The following is a 16,756-nucleotide window of genomic DNA, read 5'->3' as shown; positions in this document are numbered from 1 at the left end:
TCGCAGGCTGCCAAGATAGTTGGCATGAACAGCCTCAACGATTTGCACTCGGCGTCAGTCCTGTATTTCGGCCCTTACGCCTTTCATTTGCGCCAACGGCTGATCCTCGACGGGGATCGGCAACTGCGCATGGGCGGGCGGGCGCTGGACATTCTGCAGGTGCTGGTCGAGCGTGCAGGCCGAGTGGTCAGAAAGGAAGAGTTGATTGCACGGGTCTGGCCCACTTCGGTGGTCGAAGAGATCAATCTTCGCGTCCACATTGCCGCCCTGCGCCGGGCGCTCGGTGACGGTGAGAACGGCCAGCGCTACATCGTCAATGTGCCGCAATGTGGCTACAGCTTCGTTGCTCCGGTGCACGGCGACAATTTCGAGCACGTGGCCCTGGAACACCTGCAAGCGCCACAACACAACTTGCCTGTGCGGCTGACGCCGGTGACCGGTCGCGATTCAGTGGTGGGCTCGATGGTGCGGCAATTGCCACTGTGCCGATTGATGACCGTGACGGGGCCTGCGGGTGTCGGCAAAACCACGGTGGCGTTGCGTGCTGCAGAGTTGCTGTTACAGCATTTTCGCGACGGGGTCTGGCTGGTGGACCTGGCGGTAGTCAACGACACCACGCCACTGCTCGATTATCTGTTGCACACCCTTGAAACCGATCTCGTCACGCTGGCAGCGCGTCACAGCTTGCTGGTGCTGGATAACTGCGAGCATCTGCGTGAAGCCTGCAAGGTTCTGGTTGAACGTTTACTGGCGGCCGCGCCACGGTTGTCGATTCTTGCGACCAGTCGCGAAGCATTGCAGGCCAGTCTAGAGACCGTGCAAACCCTGCCGCCACTGGCCATTCCCAAGTCCTCAGCGTTGGGCAGTGTCGAAGAGACCATGAGCTATTCGGCCGTGCAATTGTTTGTCAGTCGTGCCCGAGCCCGGCAGCAGGGTTTTACCCTGCGTGAACAGGATCTCAATGCTGTGCGCGACATCTGTCGGCGGCTCGATGGGCTGCCACTGGCGATTGAACTGGCGGCGGCGCACATTGATGCGCTGGCGTTGGTCGGCTTGCAGTCTCAACTCGACAATTGTTTACAGCTGCTCAGCCATGGTCGGCGTACTGCCGTGCCACGCCATCAAACCCTGAAAGCCGCGCTGGACTGGAGCTATCAGCACCTGAGTGAGCAGGAACAGCGGGTGCTGCAACGCCTGTCGGTCTTCAAAACGGCGTTTGCCATTGATGCGGCGATGGGTGTCATCAGTTGCGCGCAATTACCCCCGTCGACGTTGGCCCTGATGATTGATCGGTTGGCGCAGAAGTCTTTGCTGGCGGTGGAGCGGGGCAGTGCCGGGTTGCGCTATCGCATGCTCAACACCACCCGTCGTTACGCCCGCGAACAACTGGAACGCAGCGGTGAACCCAACGAGTACGAGCGTCGGCATGCGCGCTTCGTCAGCCGCAGTCGTTGGGTCTCAGGCTCGCAGTTGGCGGCCCAACTCGTCGAGTAACCAGCGCACCTTGCGCAGGTCCGGGGTGGCGTAGCCCTCGGTGAAGCGTTGATAGATCGGGCTCAATAATTCCAGCGCTTCGCGGCAGCGGTTCTGCCGTTGCCACAACTGCGCCAGCGAAGTGGCGCTGCGCAGTTCCCAGGCCAGCGCGCCCTGGGTTTGCGCGATCGACAGTGCCTGGAGCAAGACCTTTTCGGCTTGCCGGGTGTTGCTGTCGGGGCAAGCCGAATCTTCAATCAACATCTGATCGGCCCGAGCCCGCAGAATCTCCGCCGTGCTCCAGCCTGCTGCTCCGCTGTGTGCCCGCTCAAGCAACGCGTCATCAACAAAACTGCTGTCCAGGGTGACCATGATCTCCCTGATCAGACCGCTGTCATCGGTCGCTATCGGCACGGCGGCATCGGCGTCGAGGACCTGCGCGTATTGCCGTGCCCAGCGATAGAACAGCAATACGGAATGCTTCTGCGCCTGCTCCAGCAACAGCTGCAGCAAAGCACGGGCGTTTTGCGGGTCACCGTTGTAATGAGCAATCAGGCAACTGGCCAGCGCCAGGGTGTAGCAGATCGAGGTGCCGTGGTTGATTTGCACGGCGATGTCCAGTGCCTGCCTGGCCGTGCGCCAGGCCTGTTCAGGGAAACCTTGCAGCCACAACACCCGGGCCAGCACCGTCAGCGAGGCGACGCTCTGGTCGTACTGCACGCCGAAGCCATGGGTGAAGCGGTTGGGGTTGCCGTTTTGCGCCATGCGCTGAATTACTTGCTCGGCATGCAGGCGTGCCTGCTGCTGGTCGCCGGCGTAATGCAGCGCCAACACCCGCAGGCGATGTGTACTCAGCGACAACTGCGGGTCGCCGTGCAGGCCGAGCCGATCAAACTGTTCGCTCTGTTCCAGCGCCGACCGATAGTGGCCACAGCTGAGGTTGACCGCCATGTGCCCGGACACCGCACGCAGTTGGCCAGCCACGTCGTCGTACGCTTGCGCCAGCGCATGGGCATCGACGAATGCGGCGATGGTTTCCGGGGTGCCACCCCAGGTGTGGTAGCAGGCGCTGCCGAGCGCCAGTTTCAGCGCGATCTTCACCCGAGGGCAAGGTTCGGCAGCGTTTTCCAGCAGGGCCAGCGCCTGACGCACGTAACCGCCGTATTCCTTGAGCAGCGACAACTCTTGCCACAGGGGCGCCGAGGTCGCGGCCAGATAAATCCCCACATCATTGGGGCCTGCACCGTTCAGGCTCCAGTCGAGCGCCGCGCGCAGGTCTTCCAGACCGCGTGCGTAGCGTTCGATCCACAGGGCGGTTGAGGTCGTTTCCCAATCGGTCTGCGCCTGATACATCAGCGCCAGACAACGTTCAGCGTGGCGTTCGCGGGTTTCGGCGAGTTCGGCGTCTTGCTCGAGTTTTTCCAGGGCATACCTGCGCGTGGTGTCGAGCAACCGATAGAACACTTCCTCGTCACCGACTTCGACGTTGAGCAACGATTTGGCGACCAGTTGGGTGATCGAACCGAACACCTCGCCGGGCTGGATCTGCTGTCCACCGATCACCGCAGCGGCGGACTCCAGCGTGAAGCCACCCCGAAACACGCCGAGCCGGCGCAGGCAGGTCTGTTCGCAATCGGTGAGCAGGTTGAAGCTCCAGTCCAGCGTGGCACGCAGCGTCTGGTGGCGCTCCACGCTGCTCTGATTGCCGGCAGCCGATACCGGCAGACGCCCTTGCAGCTGGCTGAGCAAACCCTGCAGGCCGAGTTCTCCAACCTGCGCCGCCGCCAGCTCCAGCGCCAGCGGAATGCCGTCCAGACGCCGACAGATTTCAAGCGCATCGGGCAACTCGGCGTCGCTCAATTCGAAGCCCTCGTGCGCGGCCAGGGCGCGTTCGGCAAACAGTTGCAGTGCCGAAAAACTCAACGCCTGCGCACGATCAAGCACGGCAATCGGCGGCGGGTAATCGAGGGATTCGAGACGTTGCACATACTCGCCTTCGGCACGCAGGCTCTCGCGGCTGGTGGCCAGAATGTGAACCTGCGGCGCACCGCGCAAAATGCTCTCGCTGAGCAGTGCCATGGCGTCGATCAGGTGTTCGCAATTGTCGATCACCAGCAGCATCTGGCGCTCGCGCAGCGCATTGACGAGGTGGGTCAGCGGATCGTTGTCATGCGGCACCACATCCAGCAGGGCCGCCAGGTGCGAGCAGATCATTCGTGCGTCGTTGATCGGCGACAGATCCAGCAGCCGGATACCGTCCCGATAGTGGCCGATCATCTGCTCGGCAACGCGCAGGGCCACGGTGGTTTTGCCGATGCCGCCGGGGCCGACCAGCGTGATGCAGCGCTGGCGTGGCAACTGTCTGATCAGGCTGTCGACCAGCGGCTGGCGGCCGATCATTCGCGTGCGGCGCAGTGGCAGGTTATGCCGGGTGCCGGTCTCTGCGCAGGTGTGCTGTTCGATCGATTGCAGCCTGATCGGTGCGACAAAGCTGTAGCCGCGCTGCGCCACCGTGACGATGTATCTCTGCCCGCCCTGACCATCGCCCAGGGCTTTGCGCAACGCCGCCATGTGCACCCGCAGATTGATGTCTTCGACGACGCTGTCCGGCCACACGCCGGCAATCAGTTGCTGCTTGCTCACGACATCGCCGGCATGCGCCAGCAGGATCAGCAGAATATCCATGGCACGTCGGCCCAGGCGTAACGGCTGCTCGCCTTCAAGCAGCAGCCGTTTGCCGGGCTGAATCCGATAGGGGCCGAAACCGAGGGCCTGATTCGGGGGAAGACTCAACAGCTCACTCCTGCGAAATTTTTATAATCCTGCCCACGGCGTGTGAAGCCTCCGTGAAGGGCAGCGCGGATCAGCGTCAGCGGCACGCAAGCCTTCTAATCCGCAGTTTTGCGGACATATTCCGCAGGTTCTGGCATCAGTGCAACGTGCAGATTGCCGGCAATGCTCGAAAGTGATGCTGCGATCGGCATTTTTGCCCGCTGCAATGTTCAGACCAGCGCTTTGTCTCGCGGACAATTAACAACGATTAACTCGTCTGTGTTCGCTTCAACCCCAAAAATCCGCTGAATCAAGCCTGGCCTCAGGCCAGGACCTGATGGCTGCAATGGAGTGCACCCGAGCGGAGGACGGCGCAATGAGCAACGTGGTGGTGGTCTATCACAGCGGCTATGGCCACACTCGCGTCATGGCAGAAGCCGTGGCGCAGGGCGTCGAACGGCACTTGGGCAGTACCTGTCGGTTGGTGGCGGTAGAAGAAGTCGAGTTCTATTGGGATGAGTTGCACCGCGCCGACGCGATCATTTTCGGTGCGCCGACTTACATGGGCAGCGCGTCGGCGGGTTTCAAGCATTTCATGGAGGCCAGCGCGGCGTTCTATCTGGCGAAACCGTGGCGCAACAAGGTTGCCGCCGGGTTCACCAATTCCGGAAGCCTGTGCGGCGACAAGCTCAATACATTGCTGCAAATGGCGGTGTTCGCCGCGCAGCATTCGATGATCTGGGTGGGGCTCGACCTGCTCCCGGCGCGCTCGGTGGCGGGCTGCTTCGATGGACAGTTGAATCGTCTGGGCAGCGCGCTCGGGGCCATGTCCCAATCCAATGTCGAACAGCCCCCCGAGCAGGCGCCGCCGCTCGAAGACCGGCGTACGGCGGCACACCTGGGCGAGCGGGTGGCGCAAGTGGCGCAGCGTTTGAGGCAGCAATGAAGCGCAGGGAAATGAGCTTGGCGCGCGGCAGCGTCTAGACCGCCAGGCGTATGCCGACAGGCGCGGCCGCTGGTTGCGGTCTTTCGGGCTTCATGCCCGGCACCTCACGACACCGCCAGGCGAAAGGGCTGATCCCTTCGCTGCGGGTGAAGATATGGCAGAAGTGCGCCTGATCACAGAAGCCACATTCCAGGCTGATCTGCGTCAGGCTCAAGTGGGTGAGCCGGATCAACTGCTTGGCGCGAGCGATGCGCTGGGTGCGGATCCAGTCCTGTGGCGAGAGTCCGGTACTGCATTTGAACGCCCGGGAAAAATGACTGCGTGACAACGAACAGGCCTCTGCCAGCTCGGTGACTTCCAGGCTTTCACCCAGGCGATCGAGGATCAACTGTTTGGCCCGCCGTTCGCGTTGCGGACTGAGGCCGCCGATGCGCGGTGTGCGGAATTCGCTGGAGGGGGCGAGGGCGACTGTTTGTTGTAAGTGAGCCATGGCCAATGTCCGTGTCGGGGGGGCAACGCACGCTCGGCACGTTTCCCTCTGGTCAAAAAAACAATGTTTCGCAGAGGGTTTCATTGTTGGACGGGGCCGGAAGACTGACGAGTTAAACGTTGTTAATTGCGCCGTAAAACGTTGAACTCAGCACATCGCTGCAAGTCGCTGCCCTCGACAAACATTTCCAATGGGTGTCGATGGAATACGGCCCATACAAACGCGCGGCCAACGTACCGTTGATCAAGTAAAGTACGGCGCTACCGCACCCGACTGAACACGACTTCTCAAGCAAGGAACACGAGCCCATGAACCGTAACGATCTGCGTCGCGTCGACATGAACCTGCTGGTGATTTTCGAAGCGCTGATGTTCGAAAAGAACCTGACCCGCGTCGCTGAAAAACTGTTCATGGGCCAACCGGCGGTCAGTGCGGCGCTGGGGCGTTTGCGCGACTTGTTCGATGATCCGTTGCTGCTGCGCAACGGTCGCAGCATGGAGCCGACCGCCCGCGCGCTGGCGATTCTGCAGGAGCTGCAACCGGCGATGGATGTGATCTCCGGCGCGGTCAGCCGGGCCAAGGAATTCGACCCGGCGAGCAGTTGCGACGTGTTCCGCATCGGCCTGTCGGACGACGCCGAGTTCGGTCTGTTTCCGCCGCTGCTGCGACAGCTTCAGCAGGAAGCCCCGGGGATTGTCGTGGTGGTGCGCCGTGCCAATTATCTGTTGATGCCGGCGCTGCTGGCGTCCGGGGAAATCTCGGTCGGCGTCAGTTACACCACCGATCTGCCGGCCAACGCCAAGCGCAAGAAACTGCGCGACATTCCCTGCAAAGTGCTACGCGGCGATGATCGCCCGGGGCCGCTGACGCTGGACGAATACTGCGAGCGCCCGCACGCAATGGTGTCGTTCTCCGGCGACCTGAGCGGCAACATTGACCTGGACCTGGCCAAGCTCGGCCGGCGGCGGCGCGTGGTGCTCGGTGTGCCGCAGTTCAGCGGTTTGCGCGCGTTGCTCGCCGGCACTGAAATGATTGCTACCGTCCCTGATTACGCCGCCTGCGCACTTGTCGAAGGCTGCAACCTGCGCGCTGAAGATCCACCGTTCCCGATCGACGCCGCACAGCTGTCGATGGCCTGGAGCGGGGTGCACGATAACGACCCGGCCGAGCGCTGGCTGCGTTCGCGGATCAGCCAGTTCATGGCGGCGCCGCTGGATATCCCGCATTCCTGACGCGCCAAATTTCCCTGTGGGAGCGGGCTTGCTCGCGAAAGCGGTGTGTCATTCAACAATGATGCTGGCTGACCGGACGCCACTGTCGGATCGCCGCCCGCACCAGGCTCGCTCGCACAGGAATCCGACTCGCCTGAAAGAGAGCACATCCATTCAATTTTCCCTCGCCCGCACCGAGCATGATTCAACCCGATAAGGATTAAAGGGTAGGGTCATGAGCGCATCACAACACGATGAACAGGCACAGGATGTCGGTCTGCTGTTTCTGCGGGTCAGCGGCGGGCTGTTCCTGCTGTGGGTCCACGGTTTGCCCAAGCTGCTGGACTTCAACGCGCAATTGCAGCAGATCGAAGACCCGTTCCACCTCGGCGCGCACCTCACACTCTGCCTGGCGATTTTCGCTGAAGTCCTCTGTCCGCTACTGATCGTCGCCGGGGTGCTGGCGCGATTGGCCTGCTTGCCTATTCTTTTTGTTCTGCTGGTGGCGCTGCTGGTCGTGCATCCGCAATGGAGTGTGGCCGAGGGGCAATTCGGCTGGTTGCTGTTGATCCTGTTCGCCACTGTGTTTATCGCCGGGCCGGGACGCCTGGCGCTCAATGTTCGTCTGCCCGGAGTGCTGCGTTATGCCTGAAACCCTGAGTCCAAAAGCACCGGGGGTCGGTGAAACCGTGACCCTGATCGTCAAGCACCGGGTCAAGGCCGGGTTTGAACAGCCTTACGAAGCATGGTTGCGCAACATCGTCCGGGTCGCCGGGCAGCGCGACGGTCACCTCGGGGTCGACGTGGTGCGCGGCAAACTGGCCGGTCTCGACACCTACACCTGCGTCCTGCGCTTCTGCTCCACCGAGGCCATGCAGCTGTGGCTGGAGTCGCCGCAGCGCCAGGCGCTGGTGGATGAGGCGGCGCCGATGCTCGCTGATGGCGACCAGACCGAAGTCGCGCCGGTCAACGAATTCTGGTTCGCGCCGCTGGCCGATGCCGCAAAGCCGCCGCCGCGCTGGAAGCAAGCGGTCATCACCCTGCTGGTGATCCTGCCGCACACGCTGCTGGTGCCACTGATCTGGGGGCCGCTGCTCAAGCTGCATCCGCTGCTTTCCAACTACGTGGTCGCCACATTCCTGATCACCCTGACCATCGTCCTGTCGGTGGTGTACGTGTTCATGCCCCGCGTAACCCGGTTGTTCGCGCCGTGGCTGGAAGCCGGTCAGGCCCATGCTCACGTCGAACCGGCGAAACAGCCGTCACGCTGACACCCATTCATCTACTCGAAAGGAACTGCGATGAACGCCGATCTGATTCTGTTCAATGGCCAATTTCATACCGTAGACCGCAGCAAGCCGCTGGCCAGTGCGGTGGCGATCAAGGACGGGCGCTTTGTGGTCGTCGGTAACGACACCCAGGCCATGGCCCTGCGTGGTTCGGCCACGCAAGTGATCGACATGCACGGACGCTGCGTGATCCCCGGCCTCAACGACTCGCACTTGCACCTGATCCGTGGCGGCCTCAACTACAACCTCGAATTGCGTTGGGAAGGCGTACCGTCGCTGGCCGATGCGTTGCGCATGCTCAAGGAGCAGGCCGACCGTACGCCGACCCCGCAATGGGTGCGCGTGGTCGGTGGCTGGAACGAATTCCAGTTCGCCGAAAAACGCATGCCGACTCTTGAAGAGCTCAATCAGGCCGCGCCAGACACCCCGGTGTTCGTCCTGCACCTGTACGACCGCGCGCTGCTCAACCGCGCCGCACTGCGCGTCGCCGGTTACACCCGCGACACACCGAACCCACCGGGCGGCGAGATCGTCCGTGATGCCAACGGCAATCCGACCGGGATGCTGGTGGCAAAACCCAACGCGATGATTCTGTACTCGACGCTGGCCAAGGGGCCGAAGCTGCCGCTGGACTATCAGGTCAACTCGACCCGGCAGTTCATGCGCGAACTCAATCGCCTCGGCCTGACCAGCGCGATCGATGCCGGCGGTGGTTTCCAGAACTATCCAGATGACTATCAGGTGATCGAGCAACTGGCCAAGGATGATCAGTTGACCGTGCGCATCGCCTACAACCTGTTCACCCAGAAGCCCAAAGAAGAGCTGACTGATTTCCAGAACTGGACCGGCAGCGTCAAGTTGCACCAAGGCGACGATTACCTGCGGCACAACGGTGCCGGCGAGATGCTGGTGTTCTCCGCCGCCGACTTCGAAGACTTCCTCGAACCGCGTCCGGACCTGCCGCAGACCATGGAACAGGAGCTGGAACCGGTGGTGCGCCATCTGGTCGAGCAGCGCTGGCCGTTCCGCTTGCACGCCACGTACAACGAGTCGATCAGCCGCATGCTCGACGTGTTCGAGAAGGTCAATCGCGACATTCCGTTCAATGGCTTGCCGTGGTTCTTCGACCACGCCGAAACCATCACACCGCAGAACATCGAGCGGGTGCGGGCGCTGGGCGGCGGCATCGCGATTCAGGATCGCATGGCGTTCCAGGGCGAATACTTCGTTGACCGTTACGGCGCGAAAGCCGCCGAAGCCACGCCGCCGATCAAACGCATGCTCGCCGAAGGCATACCGGTCGGCGCCGGCACCGATGCCACGCGGGTTTCCAGCTACAACCCGTGGACATCTCTGTACTGGATGGTCAGCGGTCGCACCGTCGGCGGTCTGGCCTTGTACGAAGAAGGTCTGCCGCGCACTACCGCACTGGAACTGTTCACCCACGGCAGCGCCTGGTTCTCGTCGGAACAGGGCAAGAAGGGCCAGATCAAGGTCGGGCAACTGGCGGATCTGGCGGCGCTGAGCGCGGACTTCTTCCACGTCGAAGAAGAAGCGATCAAGTGGATCGAGTCGGTATTGACCGTGGTCGGCGGCAAGATCGTTTACGCCGCCGGCGATTTCGAAGACCTCGGCCCACGCTCGATCCCCGTGCTGCCGGACTGGTCGCCGGTGGTCAAGGTGCCGGGCCACTGGCGCCCGAACTCGCCTTTGCAGGCGCAAGTGCACCAGTGCGTCGGTGCTTGCGCAGTGCACGCGCACAGCCATGAAAAAGCCCGACTGTCGAACGCACCGGTCAGCGACTTCGCCGGTTTCTGGGGCGCGTTCGGCTGTTCCTGTTTCGCTTTCTGATCACTACAAAAAAGCGCCGGCCATCCGGTCGGCGCCTCACGCAACAACCATCCACCGAGGAGTTTCCCATGAGCGTTCCCTACAAGCGTCTGAACAAAGATGATGCGGTCGTGCTGCTGGTCGACCACCAGACCGGTCTGATCTCGCTGGTACAGGATTTCACCCCCAACGAGTTCAAGAACAACGTGCTGGCACTGGGCGACATCGCCAAGTTCTTCAAGCTGCCGACCATCCTCACCACCAGCTTCGACGCCGGCCCGAACGGCCCGATCGTGCCTGAGCTGCGCGAGCAATTCCCCGATGCACCGTTCATTCAGCGCCCTGGCCAGATCAATGCCTGGGACAACGAAGATTTCGTCAAGGCGATCAAGGCCACCGGCCGCAAGCAACTGATCATCGCCGGTGTGGTGACGGACGTTTGCGTAGCATTCCCGACCCTGTCGGCCATTGCTGAAGGTTTCGAAGTGTTCGTGGTCACCGATTCTTCCGGCACCTTCAACACCACCGTGCAACAAGCCGCGTGGGCGCGCATGTCGGCCGCCGGTGCACACCTGCTGAACTGGTTCTCGGTAGCGTGCGAGCTGCAAGGTGACTGGCGCAACGACATGGAAGGCCTGGCGCATCTGCTGTCCGAACGCCTGCCGAACTATCGCAACCTGATCAACAGCTACACCAAGTTCACGGCCAAGTGATGCCTGAAGCCCCTCACCCTAGCCCTCTCCCAGAGGGAGAGGGGACTGACCGAGGGGTTTGTTCGCGATACGCCGACCTGCAATACCGAGCCGATCTCCGAAATTGAAGTACACGGAGATCGGCTCCCTTTCCCCTCGTTTGGGGGAGAGGGGACTGACCGAGGGGTTTGTTCGCGATACGCCGACCTGCAATACCGAGCCGATCTCCGAAATTGAAGTACACGGAGATCGGCTCCCTTTCCCCCTCGCCCCCTTGGGGGAGAGGGTTGGGGTGAGGGGGGCTCTTGATCTTGCTCTCGCATCAGCGCTTTTGCAGCCAACCCAAAAAACCACCCTTGCGCACCGCCACCGGTTTGGCCATCAACGCCAGCCGACTGTTCTGCTGTCGCACCGCCTGCAATTTGTTCAGCGCCTGGCCGACTTCGCTGCGCTGCTCCATGCATTGGCGGGTCAGCGCTTTGTCGAGGCGATAGATGATGCTCGACGTCAGCGCGGTGAACGTGGCTTGCGACGGGGTATCGGCGAGGATGCTCTGTTCGCCCATGACCTCACTCGGCCCCATGCGTCCAGCCTCGGTCTGGCCGTTGCCGTCGGGCACGGTCGCACTGACCACACCAGTGGCGATGACAAACAGACTGTCGGGCACTTCATCCAGCCCCAGCACCACCTGACCGGCCGCGTATTGCTGCGCGACCATCGATTCGGCGAGGCGATCACGTTCCTCATGGCTCAGCGAGCGGAAAACTTTCACTTCATCGAGCAACGCCCGGGCGCGGGTCGAGGGCTCGATCACGCCATCGGGATGGCGGGAAATTCCTGCGGCTTCGAGATGTCGATGGGCGAGGTCGAACAGTTGATTGCGCACTTCGCCTTTCTTGCTCAGTTCACTGATGAAACCGCTGGCGACATACTCCGACATCTCCTCGCCGGCCTCTTTCAACACGGCTTTGGGCGGCGGATTGAGCAGCAGACTGCTGCTGCCCTGCAGCGTGCGGTCGAGGGCGTCGAGCACCCGCCGCGGGCGAATGTGATTCGGCACCTTGATGCTGATCGACACCCCGTGCAGGTTGGTCGGGCGACTGAGATTGACGATCTTCGCCTTGGCCGCCACCGAGTTCGGCACCACGGCCAGCGTGCCGCTGCTGGTCAACAGATGCGTGGCGCGCCAGTCGATGTCGATGACCTTGCCCTCGACACCGTCGATCACCACGAAATCGTCGACCTGATAAGGCTTGGTGGTGTTGAGCACGATTCCCGAGAACACGTCGCTCAAGGTGCTTTGCAACGCCAGACCAACGACGATTGCCACTACGCCGGAGGTCGCCAGCAAGCCCTTGACTGGCAGTTCCAGCACATAGCCGGCGGCCGCGACGATCGCCGCCAGAAACACCAGCGCACCGATCACGTCCTGCAACAGCCGACCGCTGTGGCCGATGCGCCGCATCAGTGCCAGACCGATCACCTCGGTGAGCACCCGCGCGGCGTACAGCCACCAGACAATCCCCAACGCCGTTGCGCCCAATTGCATCACCCGGTCATCGGCGAACAGCGGCGCCTGCAACGGGCTGATCTCGGCGTTGATGATCAGTGCGCTGAACGCCAGAAACAGCGCCAGGCGAATGCCGACTCTCGGTGCCCGATGCTGAAACGGCGCGAGGTGCCAGAGCAGCGCATCGAGCAGCAGCAGGGCGGCGCTCCAGGACAGTGGGTGAGTGAGGAGGATGGACATGGCGATCTCCGGAACTGCATGAACGTTGGTGTAGAAGAGGCTTTTGTGGTGAGGGGATTCATCCCCGATGGACTGCGCAGCAGTCCCCTGCTTTTCTGGTTAGCGGCGGGGTCGCTTCGCAACCCATCGGGGATGAATCCCCTCACCACAAGGGTTCCTGCAGACAAAAAACTCGCCACACCGTCAGGTGTGGCGAGTGAGGGGGGCTCAGTTCAGATGTGTTTTCAGCTCAGCCGCGGCCTGGCGCACGGCCGCTTTCACTTCGGGAATCTGGCTCAGTGGGTTGAGCAAGCCAAAGTCATGAATCATCCCGTTGTAACGCACCGACGTCACCGGCACACCGGCCGCATCCAGATGCCGCGCATAGCCTTCGCCTTCATCCCGCAACACGTCGAACTCGGCGGTCTGCACCAGCGCGGCGGGCAGGCCCTTGAGCTGGTCGCTGCTGGCGTTCAGCGGCGAGGCGTGGATCTGCGCACGCTCGGCCGGGTTGGTGGTGTAGTTGTCCCAGAACCATTGCATCATGCCCTTGGTGAGGAAATGACCCTCGGCGAATTGCTGGTACGAGCCGTCGTCGAACTGCGCGTTGGTCACCGGCCACATCAGCAGCTGGAAGCGCAGGGCCGGGCTCTGCTTTTCTTTGGCCATCAGCGCCACGACCGCGGCCATGTTGCCGCCGACGCTGTTGCCGGCCACCGCCAGACGCTTGCCGTCGACGCCAATGTCCTTGCCATGCTCTGCCACCCATTGGGTCGCCGCGTAGGCCTGGTTGATCGCTGTCGGGTACTGCGCTTCCGGCGACGGCGTGTAATCGACGTACACCGCGACCGCTCCAGAACCGACCACCAGATCGCGAATCAAGCGTTGGTGCGTCGGGTAATCACCCAACACCCAACCGCCGCCGTGGAAGAACATGAACACCGGCAATTCGCCTTTGACCTTGGCCGGACGCACCACTTTGAGGTTGATCGTCTGGCCATCGACCTTGATTGCCTTGTCACTGACTTCAACTCCGGACAGGTCAACCTTTACCGAGGCCTGAGCGCCGGTCAGCACTGCACGGGCATCCTTCGGGCTGAGTTGCTCCAGCGGTTTGCCGCCGCCGGCGGCGAGGGCTTCGAGGAACGCTTGGGTGGTGTGTTCGACACCCGGGCTGCCGGCGGCGAATGCGTTACCGATGGACAGGGCGAGGAGGGATGCGGTCAGGGTCTTTTTGATGTTCATGCTCAATTCCATTTTCGAAAGTTATTGGTGTTGTGTCGGGCTGTTTTCAAACCGTGAGCACAGATTAATGAGCTGTCGAAAAGTGAAAAAGCGGCTATAAAGCGTTTGACTGTCTACCAGAGAGTGACAATGAACCCGTTCGAAGACATGCGTATTTTTTGCCAGGTCATGGACTCCGGCAGTTTCACTGCTGCGGCCGATCAGTTGGGCCTGTCCAAGCAGTTCGTCAGCCGCCGTTTGATGCAGCTTGAAGAGCGCCTCGGTGTGCGGCTGTTGAATCGTTCCACCCGACGCCTCGACGTCACGCCACTGGGCCAGAGCTACTACGAATCGGCGCTGCGTCTGCTGGGCGAAGTGGAACAGGTCGAGCAGGGCATCGCCGGGCAGACCGCCGAGCCGCGCGGGACCATTCGCGTCAGTGCGCCGCTGTCGTTTGCCGTCGCGCATCTGGGGTGTCTGCTGCCGCTGTTCCTGCAGCGCTATCGCGATGTCACCGTGGAGGTGGATTTGAGCGACCGCCCGGTGGACCTGCTTGGCGAAGGTTATGACCTGGCGCTGCGCATTGGTGTGCTGGAAGACTCGACGTTGATTGCGCGGCGCATCGCCGCCATCGAACGGGTGTACTGCGCCAGCCCGGCATATCTGGCCGAACGCGGCACGCCGCTCAATCCCGAAGACCTGCACAGCCACGACTGCCTGCCGTACGGCCACGGTCGTTCGGTGCAATGGCGCTTCAACGCGGGGCAGGGCAAGCCGCTGCTGGTCAATGTCACCGGACGCATGCGGGTGAACAATGGCGAGCTGCTGAGGGACGCGGCGGTGCAGGGGATGGGGATTACTTATCTGCCGACGTTCATCGTCGGCGCGGCGCTGAAGGACGGGCGACTGCTGCCAGTGCTCGACGACTACCGCCCCGAACCGCTGACCCTGTCGGCGGTGTACCCGCAACACCGCCAGGCTTCGCGCCCGGTGCAGGCGCTGGTCGAATTCCTGCGCGAACGCCTCAACCAGATGTGACCACGCCAAAAGTGTGGGAGCGGGCTTGCTCGCGAAGAGGTCGTGTCAGTCGATGAAGATGTTGGCCGGACCGACGTCTTCGCGAGCAAGCCCGCTCCCACAGGTTTTGTGACGTGTGCAAATCTTGCGTTCTATCTGAAATCTTGTGGGAGCTTTTTGCAGCGATGAGGTCCGGTCGCAAAAATCTCTACGAAGCCGCCGCATTACCCCTGTGGGAGCGGGCTTGCTCGCGAAAGCGGTGGTTCAGGCAATGAAGATGTTGGCTGGGCCGACGCCTTCGCGAGCAAGCTCGCTCCCACAGTGGAACGGCGGTGTGGCTTACAAAGTCGCAACAACCGTACTGATCGGGCTGTTCTAGACTCGGGTCCGCTCAATCACGAGCATCGCCCGGAGTGCGCCATGGAAGTGCCCAACAATAAAACCGCCATCGACAGCAATCGACAGGCGTGGAACGATTCTGCTCGTCATCACCGTGAGTCGGCGGAATGGCAAGCGCTGTTGAACGAGGTGTCAAAGGCTGATTTTTCTTGCCTCGACGACACCTTGCGTGGCGTGCTGGAACAGGTCGGCGTCGATGGCAAAGCGCTGATTCAACTCGGTTGCAACAACGGCCGCGAAAGCCTGTCGCTGTTTGCCCTCGGCGCGCGCAGTGTGGTCGGCGTCGATCAATCGGAGGCGTTTCTCGAACAGGCCCGCGAGCTGAATCAGCGCTCGCCGTACAATGCCGAATTCATCGAAAGCGATATCCATCACCTGCCGGCCGCGCTGCACAGCCGCTTCGACGTGGCGCTGATCACCATCGGCGTGCTGAACTGGATGCCCGACATCGGCGAGTTCTTTCGCCACGTGGCGTTGACCCTGAAGCCGGGCGGCAAACTGGTGATCTACGAAACCCATCCGTTTCTGGAAATGGTCGACCCCGACGCCGAAGACCCGTACCGCCTCGCCAGCTCCTACTTCCGCGCCGAGCCATTCGTGCAGGAAGAACCGATCGTCTACGTCGGCAAGGTCGAACAGCAGGCTGCCAAGTCATACTGGTTCGTGCACACCCTCGGCGCGATCTTCAGCGGTGCCATCGCGGCCGGCCTGAACATCGCGCACTTCAAGGAGTATGCGCACTCGAATCGAGAGGAGGTGTATGACCAGTATCTGAATCGCGAGGCGCAGATGCCGTTGTGCTTCACCTTGGTCGCTCGCAAAACCTGAGAATTTGTTGCTCCATCTGGCCTCATCGTGAGCAGGCTTACTCCTACACGTGATCGGTGTCGTACACAAATCCACTGTAGGAGCGAGCATGCTCGCGATGGCGGCCGAATGGCCGCCATGCCTTTTACAACCGAATCAAGCCTGCGCCGCCGCACTCACCGCCGGCCGCGCCGGTTTACGCAGGGGGTCCAGGCGTGAGCCGTCGTAGCGGCTTTCGCGGTAGAAGCGCCAGCGGCCGAACAGGCCGTAAACGTGGGTGATACGCCCTTGTTCGTGGTAGCCCATGCGGATGTGCAGTTTCATTGCCGGAATGTTGCGCGTTTCGCAGGTGTCCACGACGGTATGACAGCCTTGGGCGGCCATGGCTTCCCAGAGGGCGACTTGCACGTCCACCGACAGGCTGGTGCCGAAGTAAGGCCGGGCCATTTCGCCGCCGAATTCGAAGAACTCGCCGGGTTTGACCGGGAACCAGCAGCCGTAATAGTGGCGGTCGTGGTAGTTGCGAATGCTGCCCCAGATGAATGCCACCGCGTGGCCGTCGGCATCGAGGTACATGTGCCCGGTGTGGCCTTCGGCGGCGAGTTCGGCCATGGTTTCCACGCGGTCACCGAAATGCTTGGCGAACGCCCCGGTGTTGTGCGGTGTGATATCGACTTTGCGCACTCCCTCGTATGGCCGCAGCTTGTGTGGCGGCACCGGGGTCACCAGATCGCGCTCCATCCACAGCAGTTCCCAGTGGAAGAACACGTAGCGCTTCCACAGACTGGCGAAGAAGTTACGAAAGCCTTTTTGACGAATCCGGTCACGCAGTTTTCCGATGACGTTCATGTTGCCCTCCGTGGCCGAAGCCCGGTGT

The 16,756-nt window shown here is 61.9% G+C and carries 14 protein-coding genes; 9 read left to right on the top strand and 5 right to left on the bottom strand.

Features of this window, described 5'->3' with window-relative positions; all coding sequences use genetic code 11:
- The first annotated feature begins 24 nt into the window (after nucleotides 1–24).
- A complete protein-coding gene (locus tag ACOYXI_RS09005; RefSeq protein ID WP_461674755.1) occupies nucleotides 25–1,494 on the top strand; it encodes an ATP-binding protein in 1,470 nt (489 codons plus the stop codon).
- Here ACOYXI_RS09005 and ACOYXI_RS09000 read toward each other — a convergent pair.
- Nucleotides 1,459–4,266, bottom strand: a complete 2,808-nt coding sequence (locus tag ACOYXI_RS09000) for an ATP-binding protein (protein ID WP_461674754.1) — start codon at nucleotides 4,264–4,266, stop codon at nucleotides 1,459–1,461. The genes ACOYXI_RS09005 and ACOYXI_RS09000 overlap by 36 nt on opposite strands.
- A gap of 355 nt (nucleotides 4,267–4,621) precedes the next feature.
- On the opposite strand from ACOYXI_RS09000, the gene ACOYXI_RS08995 reads away from it, so the two are divergent.
- Nucleotides 4,622–5,191: a flavodoxin family protein gene (locus tag ACOYXI_RS08995; protein WP_027611586.1), complete on the top strand. Its 570-nt coding sequence runs from the start codon at nucleotides 4,622–4,624 to the stop codon at nucleotides 5,189–5,191.
- Nucleotides 5,192–5,225: 34 nt separating this feature from the next.
- On the opposite strand, the gene ACOYXI_RS08990 is transcribed toward ACOYXI_RS08995, so the two are convergent.
- Complete coding sequence (locus ACOYXI_RS08990) at nucleotides 5,226–5,681, bottom strand: helix-turn-helix domain-containing protein (RefSeq protein ID WP_134786794.1); 456 nt, start codon at nucleotides 5,679–5,681, stop codon at nucleotides 5,226–5,228.
- A gap of 308 nt (nucleotides 5,682–5,989) precedes the next feature.
- Here ACOYXI_RS08990 and ACOYXI_RS08985 point away from each other — a divergent pair, with 308 nt between their 5' ends.
- The 5 genes from ACOYXI_RS08985 to ycaC all read left to right on the top strand — a co-directional run bounded on the left by ACOYXI_RS08985 (nucleotide 5,990) and on the right by ycaC (nucleotide 10,724).
- Entirely contained in the window at nucleotides 5,990–6,913 is a 924-nt protein-coding gene (locus ACOYXI_RS08985) for a LysR family transcriptional regulator (protein WP_045122544.1), read from the top strand.
- A gap of 214 nt (nucleotides 6,914–7,127) precedes the next feature.
- Nucleotides 7,128–7,544: a DoxX family protein gene (locus ACOYXI_RS08980; RefSeq protein ID WP_098964597.1), complete on the top strand. Its 417-nt coding sequence runs from the start codon at nucleotides 7,128–7,130 to the stop codon at nucleotides 7,542–7,544.
- A complete protein-coding gene (locus tag ACOYXI_RS08975; RefSeq protein ID WP_098964596.1) occupies nucleotides 7,537–8,163 on the top strand; it encodes an antibiotic biosynthesis monooxygenase in 627 nt (208 codons plus the stop codon). Before ACOYXI_RS08980 ends, ACOYXI_RS08975 begins: the two co-directional genes overlap by 8 nt.
- Before the next feature lie 30 nt (nucleotides 8,164–8,193).
- On the top strand, nucleotides 8,194–10,032 hold the full coding sequence (locus ACOYXI_RS08970) for an amidohydrolase (RefSeq protein WP_150369093.1): 1,839 nt from the start codon (nucleotides 8,194–8,196) through the stop codon (nucleotides 10,030–10,032).
- 68 nt (nucleotides 10,033–10,100) lie between these two features.
- The gene (gene ycaC / locus ACOYXI_RS08965; RefSeq protein WP_007961287.1) at nucleotides 10,101–10,724 is read left to right on the top strand and encodes an isochorismate family cysteine hydrolase YcaC; all 624 of its coding nucleotides are present in this window, start codon (nucleotides 10,101–10,103) and stop codon (nucleotides 10,722–10,724) included.
- Nucleotides 10,725–11,025: 301 nt separating this feature from the next.
- On the opposite strand, the gene ACOYXI_RS08960 is transcribed toward ycaC, so the two are convergent.
- Nucleotides 11,026–12,453, bottom strand: coding sequence for a mechanosensitive ion channel family protein (locus ACOYXI_RS08960; protein WP_027611592.1), 1,428 nt, complete (start codon nucleotides 12,451–12,453; stop codon nucleotides 11,026–11,028).
- Nucleotides 12,454–12,660: 207 nt separating this feature from the next.
- Nucleotides 12,661–13,677: an alpha/beta hydrolase gene (locus ACOYXI_RS08955; RefSeq protein WP_461674753.1), complete on the bottom strand. Its 1,017-nt coding sequence runs from the start codon at nucleotides 13,675–13,677 to the stop codon at nucleotides 12,661–12,663.
- 129 nt (nucleotides 13,678–13,806) lie between these two features.
- On the opposite strand from ACOYXI_RS08955, the gene ACOYXI_RS08950 reads away from it, so the two are divergent.
- On the top strand, nucleotides 13,807–14,694 hold the full coding sequence (locus ACOYXI_RS08950) for a LysR family transcriptional regulator (RefSeq protein WP_095136678.1): 888 nt from the start codon (nucleotides 13,807–13,809) through the stop codon (nucleotides 14,692–14,694).
- Between the two features lie 399 nt (nucleotides 14,695–15,093).
- On the top strand, nucleotides 15,094–15,900 hold the full coding sequence (locus ACOYXI_RS08945) for a class I SAM-dependent methyltransferase (protein WP_461674752.1): 807 nt from the start codon (nucleotides 15,094–15,096) through the stop codon (nucleotides 15,898–15,900).
- 135 nt (nucleotides 15,901–16,035) lie between these two features.
- Here the strand turns inward: ACOYXI_RS08945 and ACOYXI_RS08940 are convergent, their stop codons facing one another.
- Complete coding sequence (locus ACOYXI_RS08940; RefSeq protein ID WP_461674751.1) at nucleotides 16,036–16,728, bottom strand: GNAT family N-acetyltransferase; 693 nt, start codon at nucleotides 16,726–16,728, stop codon at nucleotides 16,036–16,038.
- Nucleotides 16,729–16,756: the final 28 nt, after the last annotated feature.

The sequence above is a fragment of the Pseudomonas sp. G3-19 genome, from assembly GCF_054855875.1.
The sequence above is the reverse complement of the archived record's forward strand: the minus strand, read 5'-3'. Positions and strand labels throughout refer to the sequence as shown.